The organism is Bacillus sp. TH22 (assembly GCF_016651015.1).
Taxonomy (GTDB): domain Bacteria; phylum Bacillota; class Bacilli; order Bacillales; family Bacillaceae_G; genus Bacillus_A; species Bacillus_A mycoides.
The window spans coordinates 3,132,074-3,150,097 of sequence record NZ_JAEKER010000001.1 but is presented as its reverse complement, the minus strand read 5'-3'; the positions used below and the strand labels follow the sequence as shown (position 1 = coordinate 3,150,097).

The 18,024-nt window shown below is 33.6% G+C and carries 13 protein-coding genes and 1 pseudogene; 6 read left to right on the top strand and 8 right to left on the bottom strand.

The window, feature by feature from the left end; translation table 11 throughout:
* Nucleotides 1–194 precede the first annotated feature (194 nt).
* The 4 genes from JFU18_RS15980 (at nt 195) to JFU18_RS15965 (ending at nt 6,716) form a co-directional block, all read left to right on the top strand.
* A complete protein-coding gene (locus JFU18_RS15980) occupies nt 195–1,175 on the top strand; it encodes a glycosyltransferase family 2 protein (protein WP_201032208.1) in 981 nt (326 codons plus the stop codon).
* A gap of 93 nt (nt 1,176–1,268) precedes the next feature.
* Nucleotides 1,269–2,690 carry an oligosaccharide flippase family protein gene (locus JFU18_RS15975; protein WP_060750549.1) on the top strand — a complete coding sequence of 474 codons (1,422 nt, stop codon included), beginning with the start codon at nt 1,269–1,271 and terminating at the stop codon, nt 2,688–2,690.
* A gap of 322 nt (nt 2,691–3,012) precedes the next feature.
* Nucleotides 3,013–5,685, top strand: coding sequence for a YfhO family protein (locus tag JFU18_RS15970; protein WP_201032209.1), 2,673 nt, complete (start codon nt 3,013–3,015; stop codon nt 5,683–5,685).
* Nucleotides 5,686–5,777: 92 nt separating this feature from the next.
* The gene (locus tag JFU18_RS15965) at nt 5,778–6,716 is read left to right on the top strand and encodes a glycosyltransferase family 2 protein (RefSeq protein ID WP_201034568.1); all 939 of its coding nucleotides are present in this window, start codon (nt 5,778–5,780) and stop codon (nt 6,714–6,716) included.
* A 48-nt stretch (nt 6,717–6,764) separates the two neighbouring features.
* Here the strand turns inward: JFU18_RS15965 and JFU18_RS15960 are convergent, their stop codons facing one another.
* Nucleotides 6,765–7,703, bottom strand: coding sequence for an SDR family NAD(P)-dependent oxidoreductase (locus JFU18_RS15960; RefSeq protein ID WP_201032211.1), 939 nt, complete (start codon nt 7,701–7,703; stop codon nt 6,765–6,767).
* Between the two features lie 58 nt (nt 7,704–7,761).
* The gene (locus JFU18_RS15955; protein ID WP_002130146.1) at nt 7,762–8,334 is read right to left on the bottom strand and encodes a TetR/AcrR family transcriptional regulator; all 573 of its coding nucleotides are present in this window, start codon (nt 8,332–8,334) and stop codon (nt 7,762–7,764) included.
* 169 nt (nt 8,335–8,503) lie between these two features.
* Between JFU18_RS15955 and JFU18_RS15950 the strand changes: the two genes are divergently transcribed.
* Nucleotides 8,504–10,057 (top strand): ABC-F family ATP-binding cassette domain-containing protein, encoded by a 1,554-nt coding sequence (locus JFU18_RS15950; protein WP_002138941.1) that lies wholly within the window; start codon nt 8,504–8,506, stop codon nt 10,055–10,057.
* A 23-nt stretch (nt 10,058–10,080) separates the two neighbouring features.
* On the opposite strand, the gene JFU18_RS15945 is transcribed toward JFU18_RS15950, so the two are convergent.
* Nucleotides 10,081–10,962, bottom strand: coding sequence for a TetR/AcrR family transcriptional regulator (locus JFU18_RS15945; protein ID WP_085312899.1), 882 nt, complete (start codon nt 10,960–10,962; stop codon nt 10,081–10,083).
* A gap of 284 nt (nt 10,963–11,246) precedes the next feature.
* On the opposite strand from JFU18_RS15945, the gene JFU18_RS15940 reads away from it, so the two are divergent.
* Nucleotides 11,247–14,363, top strand: a complete 3,117-nt coding sequence (locus tag JFU18_RS15940; RefSeq protein ID WP_085312900.1) for an efflux RND transporter permease subunit — start codon at nt 11,247–11,249, stop codon at nt 14,361–14,363.
* A gap of 25 nt (nt 14,364–14,388) precedes the next feature.
* On the opposite strand, the gene msrB is transcribed toward JFU18_RS15940, so the two are convergent.
* From msrB to lrgA, 5 genes and pseudogenes are all read right to left on the bottom strand, one after another.
* Nucleotides 14,389–14,841, bottom strand: a complete 453-nt coding sequence (msrB, locus tag JFU18_RS30525) for a peptide-methionine (R)-S-oxide reductase MsrB (protein WP_370458379.1) — start codon at nt 14,839–14,841, stop codon at nt 14,389–14,391.
* Nucleotides 14,842–14,886: 45 nt separating this feature from the next.
* A pseudogene (gene msrA / locus JFU18_RS30520) lies at nt 14,887–15,354 on the bottom strand (peptide-methionine (S)-S-oxide reductase MsrA); the annotation flags it as partial.
* 101 nt (nt 15,355–15,455) lie between these two features.
* The gene (locus JFU18_RS15930) at nt 15,456–16,490 is read right to left on the bottom strand and encodes an AI-2E family transporter (protein ID WP_002068682.1); all 1,035 of its coding nucleotides are present in this window, start codon (nt 16,488–16,490) and stop codon (nt 15,456–15,458) included.
* A 334-nt stretch (nt 16,491–16,824) separates the two neighbouring features.
* Complete coding sequence (gene lrgB / locus JFU18_RS15925; protein WP_000168872.1) at nt 16,825–17,517, bottom strand: antiholin-like protein LrgB; 693 nt, start codon at nt 17,515–17,517, stop codon at nt 16,825–16,827.
* 34 nt (nt 17,518–17,551) lie between these two features.
* A complete protein-coding gene (gene lrgA / locus JFU18_RS15920; protein WP_201032213.1) occupies nt 17,552–17,983 on the bottom strand; it encodes an antiholin-like murein hydrolase modulator LrgA in 432 nt (143 codons plus the stop codon).
* Nucleotides 17,984–18,024 lie beyond the last annotated feature (41 nt).

Genomic DNA, 18,024 nt, shown 5'->3' with positions numbered 1-18,024 from the left:
TTTTGCTTGAAAAATTCAGGAGCTTTTATCATTTCAAATTATTTCTTTCTAATTATAAGAGATACCACAATAGAAAGTTGATTTACAAAGTTTATATGCGTTAAACTTATACAGATGTTCTTGTAGTCTTCTTCCTTTCAAAAGGCTTGTATATATGGTACAAAACATAAAAAATTTGAGGAGATAAAAACTCTATGATGGAACAAAAACAACTCGTTTCCGTTGTCATACCTCTGTATAATACGGAAAAATATATTGAAGAAACGATGCAATCAATACTAGATCAAACATATAAAAACATTGAAATTGTAATTGTAGATGATGGAAGCAAAGATCAATCACCTTCCATCGTAAAAAACCTTGTACAAAAGTACCCCGGACAAATAAAATACGTCCCACAAGAAAATCAAGGCGTTTCAGTTGCTCGTAATACAGGAATTGAAAATGCTAGCGGAGAATATGTTGCTTTTCTTGATAGTGATGATTTATGGCACCCAACAAAAATAGAAAAACAAATCGATAGTATGCATACAAACAACATGAACGCTTGTTATTGTGGCTATATGAACTTTTACGAAGAGACTGGTGAAAAAGTTGAGCACACGACAAACTTTATTAAAGGTGATATGACAAAAGCTTTCTTAACACATCAAGTTGTTGCTCAGACGAGCACTTGGATTTTCAAAAGATCTATCGTGATGGATCATAATATTCGTTTCACACCAGGATGTAGCTGGGGAGAAGACTTAGAATTTCTATTTAAATTAATGAGTGTAACAAATGTATGCTATGTAGATGAATATTTAACATATTATCGAATCTTATCCGAAGGAAATCTTTCTTCAAAGTATAAAGATTATGAATTAAAAACAGCAAAAGAATTAGAAGTATTTAATCGCATGAAGGATTGGGTTCATAATAAATCAAAAGACTTGATCGTGAATGATTCTACAGAACTTATTGAAATCCTTGAAACTTATCTATTCCCATATACAGTCATTAACAATGCTTGTATATACATTAAAGGAAGCTCTAAGTTAGATAAATCACAAGTTCAATTAATCAAGGGCGATATAAATAAATATTGTCGCAAAATTTATTCAAAAAATGGAAAACGAAGCAAAAAGCTATACGCAATGCTTTGGTTTGTACGAATAAAGTTTATGTTTTCTTAAATAAAGAATACGCTTTTAAACATACTTTCCGTAAACAAATCAAATTTACAAATAGGACGAAGTGCGTCCTGAAAAATAGAAAGGTCTTGTTCCATGAAAACAAATAAAATCCTTAAAAACGCCTCCTACCTATTTGTAGGAAATATTACTGTTCGATTTGTACTTGCTATTGCGACCATTTTCTTTGCAAGATATGTTTCACCAAAGGAGTATGGGATGTTTACAACTGCTTTAGCAGTTTCCGCTGTTATTTGTTATTTTACAGATGCAGGTTTGACACATACATTTATGCGTGAAGGAACGAGAAGCAACGCTAACATTAGCGTACTAATTAGTAGTTATTTACGTATTCGTTTAGTATTGGCTATCGTAATTTCTGTGCTCTTCGCTATTTTCGCTCAGTTCTTCTATCCCGATGCTTACTTACGTGCCATGGTATATTGGGTTGTACTGCCGACAATGTTTGGAGCCACTTTACAAGGTGTTGGGATGGCTTACTTCCAAGTAACAGAACGCATGCAATTTACAGCGATTATTTCTGTAATACAAGGTGTAACAGCCGCAGCTGCTCTTCTACTAGGAATGTCCTTTAAATGGTCACTTATGATGGTTGCTGCCATGTACGGGATATCTAGTCTTGTAACAGGACTTATCGCCTTTATAATGGTAATTCGCCATACAACAGTTCATAAGGGCTGGGATAAAGGCATTTTAGATCAATTGCTCATTTTCACGATCAATGGCATTATCATTATGCTCTTACCACAGTTAGGGCCTATTATATTAGAAAAAGTCTCAACATATGAGCAAGTTGGATTCTTTGGCGCTGCATCGAAAATACCTGCTGTACTTTATCAAATACCGGGCGTAATTGCAGCAGCCTTTTATCCAAAGTTATTTGCTTTTGGAAATGAAAAGAATATTGATGAACATAGAAAACTATCTCAGTTCGAATTAAAACTTATGTCTTTCTTAGGAATGGGAATTTCCATCCCATTTATCGCCGATCCAAGCTTTTGGATTGTTACTTTATTAGGTGAACAATATGCACCAGCCGGTGATGCTCTTGCAATTTTAGCCTTTATGGTTATTTTACAATCTATCAACTATCCACTTGCTGATAATTTAACAACTATTGGTCAACAGTGGAAGCGTGCGACAACGATGGGAATTGGATTAGCTGTCGCTATCGTAAGTTACATCGTATTAGGTAGCCAATTTGGAATGATGGGAGCTGCGGTAGCTGCTATCATTACTGAGGTTACTTTATTAATCGGATTTACTTTATTCGTTCGTAAAGGATTTACATTACTATTCAAAGGGATTGTATTTAATACACTAGCATTTATAATCAGTTACGCCCTATACCGCACAGTATTAATTAACTTACCACCACTGGTAGCTCTAACACTTACTGGTATATTGTACGGTATTATTGGCCTTGCAATTGATCCACAAATACGCGGGTTGATTTTAGGATTTGTAAATAAAAAATTAGTTCGTAAAAACGCTTAAAAGCCAAAAGCTTTTCCTATTAAGAATGGAAAAGCTTTTGGCTTTTTATATACCACCATTTACAGAACATAAATTCTGAAGACTGCACTTCATTATTCTCGAATTTTCAGTGGTTAAAAAATGCTATATATTCCATGTCAAATTGACTTACTTTCTGAGAATGCTTTATACTAAATTACAAGTAAACTATGAAACTCAATGCTTGTAAAATATATATGATACAACAAAATATATATTTTTTTATGCTAAAACTAAAAAACACACCTTCATAATTGGTGTGTTTTTATATGTAACAACTTTCGAAGGAGGATTATAAATTTTTATGAGCATAAAGCCGAACAATAAGATTTTCTCAAAGAAAACTATAATGATTATTCCGATATTATTATTGTGTGCTTTTGCTTTTCATTATTTCTTTTTAACATCTAATCAAATCTTTTCTGGTACAGGTGATGCATTAAGCCAATTTGGTTTCTTTACATTTCTCCTGCAACATGCCTTTAAAGATGGTAATCTTTTTTGGTCTTTTGATTATGGATTAGGTGGAGATTTATTTGGAGAGTTTAGTTATTATTACAGTACAGCGCCGTTCTTCTGGATTACGCTGTTACTTCCTAAATTAAATATTGAACAAATCTATGATATGAAATTATACATGAGTATTTTAAAAAACTTTTTAGCTATGTTATTCATGTATGGTTCTTTACGTTATCATAATAAAACAGTCTTCTCATCTTTTATTGCTGCTATTATGTATGGCGGATGTATTACTTTTATGCGCCATTCATTACTTTGGGATTTCATGGCTGATGCCATCGTATTTTTACCATTAGTAATATGGGGACTTGATAAATATATTATAGAAAAGAAACGTGGACTTTTCTTAGTAGCTGCTACTTTAATGTTAGCATCGAACTTTTATTTTGCTTTTATTACAAGTATTTTCATTTTCATTTACGCATTTTCCCAATACTTTGCCACACAGCAAAATAAAACAATCGTCTCTTTTCTAGCCTATTATATTAAAATTGGATTATTATACGGTCTATCACTTGGCTTGGCTGCAGTTTGCTTTATTCCATCAGTCAATGCGGTATTTAGTGCGGATCGGTTAACGAAGAAATTTGATATACCTTTATTCTTTGAAGATACATTTTATAAAGATCTAATGGAAACTATCTTCTTCGTATATGATGCTGAAAATCATCAATTAGCTTTACCAGCTTTAATTTTATTCCTAATCATATTTGGAATGTTTATACGTGATAAACTTGTTAAAAATAAAGTATTCTTTACATTTTTCATGTTCATTCTGTTTATGCTTCCGTATACATACTCTGTATTTAATGGTTTCTCAGCAATGCAATATAGATGGCTTTATTTATTTGTATTTGTAATTGCTCAAACTATAGCATACATCTTAGATTGGATGATTGTTCATAAGAAAGAACATAAATTACCTTATATAATGAGTTCATTAGTATCAATAGGATTATTCATTTATGCATTTTATAGAAAAGTAAATATAAATGTAAGTGATAAACCTTTACAGGCAGTTGACAATATTTTAATCGGAACTATCGTTCTTTCTCTCATTACAGTATGTTTATGGCGTTATCTTTCTAAACCTTTCATACAATTTTTAGTTGTAGTGAACATACTCGTTAGTACAATTTCCATGAATTACATGTATGCTAATAATATACTTAGTACCGTTTTCGGACAAAGCAATGCTACAAAAGAAGCTTTACATGTATCTGGCTATGATAACAAAGATGAGATTGCTGCCATTCGTTATATACAAGAATATGATAAAGACTTTTATCGTATTCTTAACCCAGGTAGCGCCCATAACACACCAATGTTACAAGGTTATCATGGTACAAGTACGTACCAAAGCTTGATTAATTATTATGTTCATGACTTTATGAAAAATAAATACAACGTATTCCAAGGGTTCGACACTCCTTCGATGTTCTTCCAAGTTGATAGTCGACTACTACTTGAAAATATGTTAGGTGTAAAATATCGCGTACTAAGCGCTGATACAGATCAAAAAAATATACCATATGGATATAAACTATTAAAACAAGTAGGACCGTATAATATTTACAAAAATGACTATGCTTTACCGTTAGGGTATGTATATGATTCTAGTATAAGTGAAGAAGAATTTTCTAAATTAAACTTCGCTCAGCGTGACCAATTATTATTACATGCTGTAGTCGTTAATAATGGAAAAGACTTTTCATTAACCCATTTTGATAAAAAGAATCTTAATTCAAAAGCGGTATCTATCAAAATGGAAAAAGTACAACTAGAAAATATGGAAAAAGAGAATAATAAACTCATTGTCCATGGCAATGGAAATATGATTGTACCTATAAATTATCCTAATACTCCTGGAGACTTAATTGTAGAATTAAAGATAAAAAATAAAGGTTCATTCCATGCAGTAGTTAACGGGAAAGATATGGGGAAAGGTGAAGACACTGGTGCATACTCATATCCTTTAGAAAGATTTGTTTATAATTTAGGTAAAGACGATCGTCCAGACCAACTAACTATTTCTATTGATGCACCAGGTGAATACGAACTTGAAGACTTACAAGCAAATATCGTAAATTACGAAGGTGTACAAAAAGAAACAAAAAAACTAACTGAAAATAGACTTCAAAATATTTATTATAAAAACAACTATTTAAAAGGTGAAATCAACTCGAAAAAAGATGGATTACTATATTTATCTGTTCCATATAGTAAAGGTTGGACTATAAAAGTTGATGGAAAAGAAACAGAATTCACGAAAGCAAATTCTGCATTTATTGGTGTCCCAATTACAAAAGGAGCACATATAATCGAAATGACTTATGTTACACCTTACTTTAAATTAGGTATGATTATATCAATTATTTCACTAATTATTTGTGTAGCCTTACTAGTTTTTACAAATCAAAAAGGACGCCGAAAATTGCCTTTTAAAAAGCCGCAATGAGCACTCAATAAATTATGAAGCTATCCAAAGCGGATAGCTTCATAAAAAATATTAAATAACGTTTTAACCATTATAAACAAGGAGGGGCAAAAATGACTCTTTCAATAGTCGTACCATGCTACAATGAAGAAAAGATGCTTCGAGCCTTTTATTCAGAGACTTCTCTAGAAATTCATAAATTAACTACCGATTATGAATTTGTTTTTGTAAATGATGGTAGTAAAGATGATACATTAAATATTCTACGTGATTTGGCAAATTCAGATGCAGCTGTTCATTATATATCATTTAGTCGGAATTTCGGCAAAGAAGCCGCTATGTTAGCTGGTTTAAAATACGCTACAGGTGATGCAGTTGTTATTATGGACGCCGATTTGCAACATCCTCCTACACTAATAAAAGAAATGTTAGAAGGATATAACGAAGGTTACGACCAAGTTATTGCAAAAAGAACAAGAACAGGTGATTCACCCGTTCGCTCTTTCGTTTCTCGTCTATACTATAAAGTGATGAATAAGTTTGTAGATGTTGAACTAGTAGACGGCATTGGAGATTTTAGACTTTTAAGTAGAAGAGCTGTTGATTCTCTATTATCTTTAAGCGAATACAATCGCTTCTCAAAAGGTTTATTCTCCTGGATTGGATTTAATGAACTAATTATTGGATATGAAAATGTATTACGTTCTGATGGAGAAAGTAAGTGGACTTTTTCTAAATTGTTAAATTACGGAATAGATGGTGTTATCTCATTCAATAATAAACCATTAAGACTATCTATATATCTTGGATTATTAACAACTATTTTAGGGATTTTATACGTAATTACTACATTTATTCAAATTATTGTTGGTGGTGTTGAAGTCCCAGGATACTTCACTTTAATTTCCGCTATATTATTTATTGGTGGTATTCAACTCATTTTCCTAGGTGTTATGGGTGAATACATCGGTCGCATTTATTATGAAACAAAACGTAGACCACATTTTATTGTAGCTGAAAAGAAAGTTAGTGAAGTCAAACAAAAAGCATAATAAAAAAGTTACTTCTACCTACAGAAGTAACTTTTTTTATACTAATATTTACACACCTTTATGTTGCATAGATATAATCGTTTCTTTTAGCCCATTATAATAAGAAGTTTTTGGTATATTCCCAATATACCTCTCATATTTCTCTCCGCTTAATACAACAGGATTTTCTGTCAAATATAGCATTTCCACAAATTCTTTCATCTGCTTATCAAATAGTCCGATTAAATTTATCATACCTTTTTTTACTGTCATTACTGTTTTTGTATATCCCGTTAATTCTTGTATATGTTGAATCATCTCTTCACCTGTAATGACACCACAACCCGGTATGTTCCAATTTTGTCCATAGGCCTCATCACGTAAAGCTAATTCAACCATTGCTTTTGCACCGTCTGGTGTGAAAATATATTCACGAGCAATCTTTTTATCTCCAACAAAGCTTGATAACTTATTTGCAAGTACACCTTTTAAAGTATGATGAACAAGCGTACTTTCTGCATTCGGACCATAGAAATCTGGAAAGTGAGCAATAAACATTTTTACACGAGCTTGTTTTGCCATCATTTCTAGCTGTAACCGAATTTTCCCTTTCTTCGTATGTGGTGCCTTTTTAACTTCTTCCACTACAAGTTCTTCCCCTTGCCTCCCATACGCATAAATATTATCAACTATCCCTAACTTACTGTCGTAATACATTGCTACTTCTAATATATTTTTTAATAATTTTGGTTGCTTCTTCTCCCAATCTGAATATGGAATGTTTACAGCATGAAATATAATATCAACGCCTTTCGCAGCTTCCATTATATCCTCCTGTATAAATACATCTCCCGCTACAACTTTCACATTTTCTTCTCCAGAAAATAATATCTCTAATTTCTCTTTATTCCTCGCAAAGGCCACTACATGAATTCCTCTGCTACATAATTCTTTTACAATTGCATACCCCATTGATCCAGATGCTCCTAGCACTAAAGCTTTTTTCATTATATATCCCCCCTAAATTAATTAACCGCTGTTCAATTAATATTAAAAAGAAAATCACTTACATAAGAAGTGATTTTGAAATAAACTCCACGTGTACTTTAGCTAATCCTTTTACTTCTTCAAATGTTTGATCATTCCCACAATAGTGTGCCACAAACCCATGTAATGATAGAAAAACAGACCATATTGTCATTACATTTACCTTCTCATTACACAAAGAAGATACAACAGTAGCAAATTTTTCGTAACTAACATTTGGGCCATCTGCTAAACATTCTTTTAACTCATCATCTCTAATTAAAAACATGATTTCATAATGACTTTGATTTTGCAAACCAAATTCAATAAAACCAAATAAAACAGCTTTCAATTGTTCCTCTTGTGGTAAATTTTGATCATTAATCTCATCTAATTTTTGATTTAGCAATTGAAAATCTTGCTCTACCATCGCATAGAAAAGCTCTGCTTTATTTTTAAAATGATAATAGATGGCACCATGGCTATATCCTAGTTCTGTTGCAATTTTGCGCATTGAAGTATGCTGATAACCTAATTTTATAAATAAGTCTCTTGCTACATTCATAATCATTTCTCTCGTTAATTCTTGTTTAACTGCCCTTCTTGGCGACATTTTTCATACCTCACAATTTAATTGACCACTGTTCAATTAATATTATAACCTTTTCCTAAAAAAATACAATTAGTTTCTTACAAAAAGATACATTTTGAAAGGATAGCATTATACTCAATAATTTAGTATCATGATTCAAGGTACTATTTCAAGTTGGACGGAGGATACTATGAGCTTATTAACAGTAGAAAAACTAGGCCATACATTTGGCGATCGCACATTATTTAAAGATGTATCCATGCGTTTACTAGCAGGAGAACATGTCGGATTAGTCGGTGCAAACGGTGTTGGTAAATCAACATTTATGAATATTATTACTGGTCAACTTATCCATGATGAAGGCCGTGTAGAATGGACACCTGGTACAAATTACAGTTACTTAGACCAGCATACAATTTTAACACCTGGTCGCACAATTCGTGATGTATTAGCTGACGCGTTTTTACCTTTATTTGAAAAAGAAAAAGCTTTAAATGAAGTTGCAGAAAAAATGGGAACGGCAACACCGGAAGAATTAGAGGACCTTCTTGAGCAGATGGCAGAAATCCAAGATGCTCTCGAAGCAGGTGGTTTCTATTTACTAGATATGAAAATCGAAGAGGCAGCAAGAGGTCTTGGAATTGATGCAATCGGTTTAGATCGTGATGTTTCAGCACTAAGTGGTGGACAACGTACAAAAGTATTACTTGCAAAGCTATTACTTGAGCAACCAGAAGTGTTATTACTCGATGAGCCTACTAACTATTTAGACGTTGAACATATTCATTGGTTAACTAATTATTTAAAAGAATATCCACATGCATTCTTATTAATTTCTCATGATACGGAATTTATGAACAAATGCGTTGATGTTATTTTCCATCTAGAATTTACAAAAATGACGCGCTATACAGCGACATACGAAAAATTCCTAGAGTTAGCCGAAATTAATAAAAATCAACATATAAATGCTTATGAAAAACAGAAAGAGTTTATTAAAAAGCAGGAAGACTTTATTGCAAAGAACAAAGCTCGTTATTCAACGACAGGTCGTGCAAAAAGTCGTCAAAAACAACTTGATCGCATGGAGCGTATTGATCGTCCTGAAACAGCAATTAAGCCAGAATTCTCATTTAAAGAATGTCGTGCAAGTAGCCGTTTCGTCTTTGAAGGTGAAAATGTAGAAATCGGATATACACACCCATTACTACCAAAACTAACAATGACAATTGAACGCGGTGAAAAAATTGCTATCGTTGGATGTAATGGTGTCGGTAAATCAACATTACTAAAAACAATTTTAGGAAAAATTAAACCTTTAAGCGGTAAAACGAGTCTTGGTGACTTCTTAGAGCCTGCATACTTTGAGCAAGAAGTAAAAGCGGATAATATAACACCAATTGATGATGTTTGGAACACATTCCCTAGCATGGACCAACATCAAATTCGTGCAATGTTAGCAAAATGCGGATTAAAAAATGAGCATATCTCTCGCCCGCTAAATCAATTAAGTGGTGGTGAACAAGCAAAAGTTCGTTTATGTAAGCTAATGGGTGAAGAAAGTAACTGGATCCTATTCGATGAGCCAACAAACCATCTTGATGTTACAGCAAAGGAAGAACTTCAAAAAGCTCTGAAAGCATATAAAGGGACAATCCTTCTTGTATGTCACGAACCAGAATTTTATGAAGGCTGGATAACAAAAACTTGGAATGTTGAAGAGTGGTCACAAAATAATTCTTAATTATAATAGAAAATCCTTGCGTTCTATATGCAAGGATTTTTTATATTATAGTATGCCGTAAGCCTCAATCGAAACTCATTTAAACTAGGATATACCGCTAAATTAGCAAGCATACCTCTAATGACTGGAATTCTTGGATTTGGCAATCTCATTTCTGCTTCTAAAACATCTAAAGTCACAAGTAACTCATCATTTTCTAATTGATCGGCTAATGTTCGTTTAAATACAATAATTTCACTTAAAAAATGTTCCTTCACCTGTTCCTTAATAAGCTCGGAACTGCAAAGAAATTCTCCAAGTCTCTCTTCATGTAGAACAGGTTCCTCTGAAGATTCTAGAAGCCCCTCTACTAAATTGTCTATCCTTTTTAAAATAAAAGCTGAGACATAGGACAAATCAATTTCTGGCGCATTTAAAATAATTAATTCTAAATACCCACGGCATATCCCTTCCACCATAATTACTAGATCTAACAAGTATGGAATAACCTTTTCACCATAAATGGACAGTAAGCTATTTCGATAAAATGCATGAGACTCTAATTTCATCCGCATCATAAATTCTTCTACTTCTTTATTAAATGGAATAGCATTTTCTCTCGCATGCATAATAATAAATTCCTTATGCTTCTGTACATCTGTAAACTGGCAACACAATTGTTTTTCAAATTTTTCACGTGGCAATAAAGATTCTCTATCAATATCCAGCATTTTCTTTTGGATTTTGTCATAATAATATCGAAGTGTCGCTAATAACAACTCATCTTTCGATTTAAAATATAAATAAAAAGCCCCCTTAGATATGCCACAAGCTGTCACAATTTCTTGTACTGATGTCGCATTGACACCCTTAGTCGCAAATAACTTCATAGCCGATTCTATAATTAAACGCTCTTTTTCTTTCATATCTTCTCTCCTAGACTTAATCTCGCATCTTATGTAAATTCAAACTTGATTTCATTCCACATTAACAGAAAATAAGACTTCTTCCCTAAAATTTAATGGAGCAAATGGTTTATATAGAAGCCTTTCCATCTGTCAAAATCAATAATCATTAAGGAATAGGAAACCGACTACTTACAGTTTCACTTTATTATACCATCCCTTTTCATTGACGACTGACCAATCAGTCAGTTATATTATGTATTAGACTGACCGATTGGTCAATATAATAAAAAGGGAGCGCAAACATGAACAAAATCATCAATTTCACGTTAAAAAATAAGTTCGCAGTTTGGCTACTAACCATTATTGTTACTATTGCGGGTATTTATTCTGGACTCAATATGAAGCTGGAGACAATTCCTGATATTACAACACCGATTGTAACAGTAACCACGGTTTATCCTGGTGCTACACCAGAAGAAGTAGCTGATAAAATTTCAAAACCAATGGAAGAGCAACTCCAAAATTTAAGCGGTGTAAACGTTGTTAGTTCATCATCTTATCAAAACGCATCTTCTATTCAGGTAGAATATGATTTTGATAAAAATATGGAAAAAGCCGAAACGGAAATTAAAGAATCGCTCGCAAACGTGAAACTGCCAGAAGGTGTGAAAGACCCGAAAGTCTCACGAGTAAACTTTAATGCCTTTCCTGTTATTTCATTAAGCGTAGCGAGTAAAAATGAATCTTTAGCTGCCTTAACAGAAAATGTAGAAAAAAATGTTGTTCCTGGATTAAAAGGACTTGATGGTGTCGCATCTGTTCAAATCGCAGGTCAACAAGTAGACGAAGTACAGCTTGTCTTCAAAAAAGATAAGATGAAAGAATTAGGTTTAAGTGAAGATACTGTAAAAAATATGATTAAAGGTTCGGACGTATCGTTACCACTTGGCTTATATACATTTAAAGATACGGAAAAATCAGTTGTTGTCGATGGTAACATTACAACAATTAAAGCATTAAAAGAATTAAAAATTCCAGCTATCCCTTCATCACCGAATGGTCAAGGTAGCCAAAACGCTGGTGCTGGAACACAAGCACCACAGATGAATCCGGCTGCTATGAACGGCATACCAACGGTTACATTAGAAGAGATTGCTGATATTAAAGAAGTTGGAAAAGCAGAATCCATTTCTCGAACGAATGGAAAAGAAGCAATCGGTATTCAAATTGTGAAGGCTGCTGATGCGAATACAGTTGATGTTGTAAATGCAGTTAAAGATAAAGTAAAAGACCTTGAGAAAAAATATAAAGACTTAGAGATTATTTCAACATTCGATCAAGGTGCGCCTATTGAAAAATCAGTCGAAACAATGCTTAGCAAAGCTATTTTCGGTGCTATCTTTGCGATTGTTATTATTATGTTGTTCCTGCGAAACATTCGAACAACACTAATCTCTGTCGTTTCTATACCACTTTCTTTATTAATTGCAGTTTTAGTAATAAAACAAATGGATATTACCCTTAACATTATGACACTTGGAGCAATGACAGTTGCTATTGGACGCGTTGTTGATGACTCAATTGTTGTTATTGAAAATATTTACCGACGTATGTCTTTATCAGAAGAGAAATTACGTGGGAAAGATTTAATTCGTGAAGCTACGAAAGAAATGTTTATCCCGATTATGTCTTCTACAATTGTAACAATCGCTGTATTCTTACCTCTTGGACTTGTAAAAGGTATGATTGGTGAAATGTTCTTACCATTTGCTTTAACAATTGTTTTTGCCCTACTTGCTTCCTTACTTGTGGCAGTTACAATTGTGCCGATGCTAGCACATTCCTTATTTAAGAAGGAAAGCATGAGAGAAAAAGAAGTACATCATGAGGAAAAACCAAGCAAATTAGCAAACGGCTATAAACGTATACTTGAATGGGCGTTAAACCATAAAATTATTACATCAAGTATCACAGTCCTCCTATTAGTAGGCAGCCTTGCACTTGTACCAATCATCGGTGTCAGCTTCTTACCATCTGAAGAAGAAAAAATGATTATCGCAACGTACAAACCTGAGCCAGGTCAAACGTTAGACGACGTTGAAAAAATTGCAACGAAAGCTGAAAAGCATTTCCAAGATAAAAAAGACGTCAAAACGATTCAATTCTCATTAGGCGGCGAAAACCCAATGAGCCCTGGTCAAACAAATCAAGCGATGTTCTTCGTTCAATATGATAACGATACGAAAAACTTTGAAAAAGAGAAAGAACAAGTCGTTAAAGATTTACAAAAGATGTCTGGAAAAGGTGAATGGAAAAACCAAGATTTCGGAGCAGGTGGCGGTAGTAACGAAATTATGCTATACGTTTATGGAGATAGCTCTGAAGAAATTAAGCCTGTCGTGAAAGACATTCAAAATATCATGAAGAAAAATAAAGATTTAAAAGACATAGACTCTAGTGTTGCAAAAACATATGCAGAATATACTTTAGTCGCTGATCAAGAAAAGTTAAGTAAAATGGGGCTAACTGCTGCTCAAATTGGAATGGGACTTTCTAATCAACATGATCGCCCTGTTCTTACAACAATTAAAAAAGATAATAAAGATATAAATGTATATGTAGAAACTGAAAAACAAAACTATGAAACGATCGATGACTTAACAAATCGTAAAATTACAACACCACTTGGTAATGAAGTTGCTGTTAAAGATGTTATGACTGTAAAAGAAGATGAAACTTCTAACACAGTAACACATCGTGATGGCCGTGTTTATGCGGAAGTTAGTGCAAAACTAACATCTGATGACGTTTCAAAAGCATCTGCCGCTGTTCAAAAAGAAGTAGATAAAATGGATCTTCCTTCTGGTATAGATGTTTCTATGGGTGGTGTTACACAAGATATTCAAGAATCATTCAAACAACTTGGCTTAGCGATGTTAGCTGCGATTGCCATTGTATACTTCGTTCTTGTTGTTACATTTGGCGGTGCCCTTGCACCATTCGCAATTTTATTCTCGCTACCATTCACAATCATTGGTGCACTCGTTGCCTTATTAATCTCTGGCGAAACGTTAAGCGTATCTGCGATGATTGGGGCTCTTATGCTAATTGGTATCGTTGTAACGAACGCAATCGTGCTCATTGACCGTGTTATTCATAAAGAAAATGACGGCCTATCAACACGTGAAGCATTATTAGAAGCTGGTACAACACGCCTGCGTCCTATCTTAATGACTGCAATTGCAACAATCGGGGCTCTTATCCCGCTTGCATTAGGGTTTGAAGGTAGCGGCTTAATTTCTAAAGGACTTGGCGTAACAGTAATTGGTGGATTAACAAGTTCAACGTTATTAACACTTCTTATTGTTCCAATCGTTTATGAAGCATTAAGCAAATTTAAAAAGAAAAAAGTAAAATAAAAAAATAACCTCGCTGACTGCGAGGTTATTTTTTATTCCCAAACAAGATTAGGAAATCACCATATCCTTCTTTTTCTAAATCTTCTTTTTGAATAAAGCGTAGCGCTGCCGAATTAATACAATAACGAAGGCCGTTTTGTCCTGGGCCGTCTGGAAATACATGCCCAAGATGTGAATCTCCCTCTTTACTTCTCACTTCCGTACGCGTCATATTATGGCTAACATCCATTTTTTCTTTCACACTAGCTGACATAACTGGTTTCGTAAAACTCGGCCATCCACAGCCGCTATCGAACTTATCGAAAGAAGTAAATAATGGTTCCCCCGAAACAATATCTACATAAAGCCCTTCTTCTTTATGATTCCAATACTCATTTTGGAAAGGCGGTTCTGTCCCATTTTCCTGTGTTACATAAAACTGCATCTCATTTAATCTTTCTTTTAAATGAGCATTATTCTTTGGCCAATGTTGTTTAATAAAAGCATCTCGACCTGAGCCTTTACGATATAACTCATAGCGAAATGTATTCTTCTTATAATATCCTTGGTGATATTCTTCAGCTGGATAAAACGTAGCAGCTGGCAATATTTTTGTCGCAATTGGCTTCGAAAAATGCCCACTTTTCTCGAGCTCTTCTTTTGAAGCCTCTGCCTTTTTATGTTGTTCTTCATTATGATAAAAAATCACCGTTTCATAAGACTGTCCACGGTCGTGGAATTGTCCCCCTATATCAGTCGGGTCAATTTGTCTCCAATATATATTTAACAACTCTTCATACGGCATTTTATTTGCATCAAATGTAATTTGTACTGCTTCATAATGCCCAGTTGTTTCCGAGCACACTTCTTTATACGTTGGATCCTCTTTATGGCCACCTGTATAGCCTGAAACAACCTGTATAATCCCTTCCATCTCTTCAAATGGCGAAACCATACACCAGAAACACCCTCCGGCAAACGTAGCTAACTCTATCTTTTCATTTACAGCCATTATTTCACCCCTATTCTATCTTCTCCTTACAGTATGGCATAAGGAACGTCATGTTATAAAAGAAAAAGCATCGAACATCGATGCTTTTTCTTTACTTCACTTTATTTTTTTTCAACGTCCTTCTCCATTTCATCACTTGTCACATCTAAGACATCTAATAAGAAAATGAAGATTGGAATACCGATAATAAGTCCCCACACACCTAAGAAATGCTCAGAGAAAATTAATACCATAAATGTGTAGAAGATTGGTAAGTTTGTTTTTTGTGACATAAACTTCGGATTTAATACATAGCTCTCAAGTGCATGAATTACTGTTACGATAACTACAATATAAACGACATACATAATACCGCCAATATTGTAAGCAATCATACAGAGTGGGAATAACGAGATAATAACACCCGCCACTGGAATTAAACCAAGCAAGAAAATCATTAACGCTAAACCTAGTAATTGCGGGAATCCTAATATCCATAATGCAATAACAGATAAAACACAGTTAACAATTGCAATTAAAAATTGTGCTTCGATTACTTTTCCGAATGAACGTGCAAATTTCTTTCCGAAATACTCTATTTCGTTATAGAAAATTGCAAGTCGGCTTTCTTTAAATTTCGAAGTAAAAGCAACGATACGTGCTTTTTCAAGTAAGAAAAATAAGCTTAAAATTACAGAAAGTAAAACTTGAAGGCCAAATTTCCCAACATTCGTAATAGATTTATACAAAATGTCTACGCCTTGCCCCACATATTTAGAAAGCTCCATATGATTAACAGCATTAACTGCATACTTAATTAATTCACTATCAGGTGGATTTCTTAAAAATACATTAAATTGATAAATCAATTGTGAAATTTGTATTGTTAATACCGGTAAATATTTAAATAGCGTAATGGCAATTCCTGCCACTAACATTACATATAAAAGCGCTATAATAATTTTTCGATTAATTGGCATGAAATGATCTAATTTACGAGAAATAAACTTTTGGAATCGATCCATTAAATACGTCAACATAAACGTAATTAAAATTAAATTTAACATACTTTGCATCCCATACAATATGAGAGCAAGTAATACTAATACGATTAACCTCTGAAATCCTTTGCTTTGAAACAGGTTTTTTATTTGCATAATCGACGAGTACTCTCTCCTGTCCTATAAAGTAAAACGTTAACAAGTAGATCTCTCTCTATTCTCTACTTATAATTATCCTTTAATATTAAAGCCATTGCGAGCAATTTATATTCAACCCTAACCACCCGTTAATTGTGCTATATATTATGTTACTTCTTATTTTACAATACAATGACCTATTTCAGAACGCATTATACGTAGTATTAATGAAGATTTAAGGAAACTTTTATCCTTCAATAGGTCTTACCACTACTGTAACATAAAAAGCAAGCTATCAGTAGAAATCCGTCCTACAAATAACTTGCTTTTATATTTTTTTTAGTAAGTTTTATCATCCAATAAACGGCATGAACATTGGAATAACCACCACTGTTACGACACCAACCACTGTCACAGCGATACTGGCCATAGCTGCTTCTACTTCACCCATTTCGATACCTACTGCAACCCCTAACGCATGTCCTGCTGTTCCAAGCGCTAAACCTTTAGCAATCGGATGTTTAACTCTAAATGTTTTTAAGAATAAAGCTCCTAATGCGTATACGATAACAGCATTAAAAATAACTGCAAATGATGTAATTGCTGGAATACCACCGATACTTTCAGAGATTGGTAATGCAATTGCTGTTGTTGCTGCTTGTGGTAACATTGAGTTCATTACAGCTGTATCTAGACCAATTGCTTTTGCGACAATGAACACAACAACCACTGAACAAATAGATCCAACCACGATAGCCGATAAAATTTGCCACCAATATTTTTTTAACTTATCAACTTGTTTATATAATGGAATTGCAAACGCGATTGTTGCTGGTTCTAAGAAGAAGCTAATCATTTTTCCGCCAGTATTATATTCTTCAAAAGTAAAGTTACCTACTTTTAGAAAGACAATCCCTAATACCATCGCTACGAATAATGGTGTGAATAAGAAGAATCCTTTTGAATGCTTAAATAATAATGTTCCGATTCCGTATGCGATTAATGAAACGACGATTCCGAAATATGGAGTCATTGTGCTTGCCATGTTCATTCCCTCCTAACAATATATACTAAATTGGTTACGCAACTTTTCCGTGCTTACGTCCTTTATTTACTACTTTCAATTCTTTCATATCTTCTATTTCTTTATCGTCTTTTCCTAAAATAAATTGTGCAAATAATCCTGTTACAGCGAGTAAAATAATTGTTGCGACAACAATTACAGTTAAAATTTGTACAAAATATTGTCCCATTACACCGAGAGAATTAATAACCGAAATACCTGATGGAACGAAAAGGAATCCGATAATACCTGTTAAAGCCGTTCCGAGTGATTCAACTTGTTCCAATTTAATAACTTTTAAACATAATAGGCTAAATAAAATAACTAATCCGATTACCGATGAAGGCATCGGAATTGGTAAATGCGTTGCAATAATATTAGAAACTAACATAATAACTGAAAATATGAATGCTTGTGATAAGAAACTATATACTTTTTTCGTACTCATTTTGGCCACCTCTTTCGATTTGGTACCTTTATTGTATAAGA

Coding starts and splice junctions, on each gene's coding strand:
- JFU18_RS15980 (WP_201032208.1), top strand. CDS start 195: ATGATGGAACAAAAACAACTCGTTTCCGTTGTCATACCTCTGTATAAT.
- JFU18_RS15975 (WP_060750549.1), top strand. CDS start 1,269: ATGAAAACAAATAAAATCCTTAAAAACGCCTCCTACCTATTTGTAGGA.
- JFU18_RS15970 (WP_201032209.1), top strand. CDS start 3,013: ATGAGCATAAAGCCGAACAATAAGATTTTCTCAAAGAAAACTATAATG.
- JFU18_RS15965 (WP_201034568.1), top strand. CDS start 5,778: ATGACTCTTTCAATAGTCGTACCATGCTACAATGAAGAAAAGATGCTT.
- JFU18_RS15960 (WP_201032211.1), bottom strand. CDS start 7,703: ATGAAAAAAGCTTTAGTGCTAGGAGCATCTGGATCAATGGGGTATGCA.
- JFU18_RS15955 (WP_002130146.1), bottom strand. CDS start 8,334: ATGTCGCCAAGAAGGGCAGTTAAACAAGAATTAACGAGAGAAATGATT.
- JFU18_RS15950 (WP_002138941.1), top strand. CDS start 8,504: ATGAGCTTATTAACAGTAGAAAAACTAGGCCATACATTTGGCGATCGC.
- JFU18_RS15945 (WP_085312899.1), bottom strand. CDS start 10,962: ATGAAAGAAAAAGAGCGTTTAATTATAGAATCGGCTATGAAGTTATTT.
- JFU18_RS15940 (WP_085312900.1), top strand. CDS start 11,247: ATGAACAAAATCATCAATTTCACGTTAAAAAATAAGTTCGCAGTTTGG.
- JFU18_RS15930 (WP_002068682.1), bottom strand. CDS start 16,490: ATGCAAATAAAAAACCTGTTTCAAAGCAAAGGATTTCAGAGGTTAATC.
- lrgB (WP_000168872.1), bottom strand. CDS start 17,517: ATGGCAAGCACAATGACTCCATATTTCGGAATCGTCGTTTCATTAATC.
- lrgA (WP_201032213.1), bottom strand. CDS start 17,983: ATGAGTACGAAAAAAGTATATAGTTTCTTATCACAAGCATTCATATTT.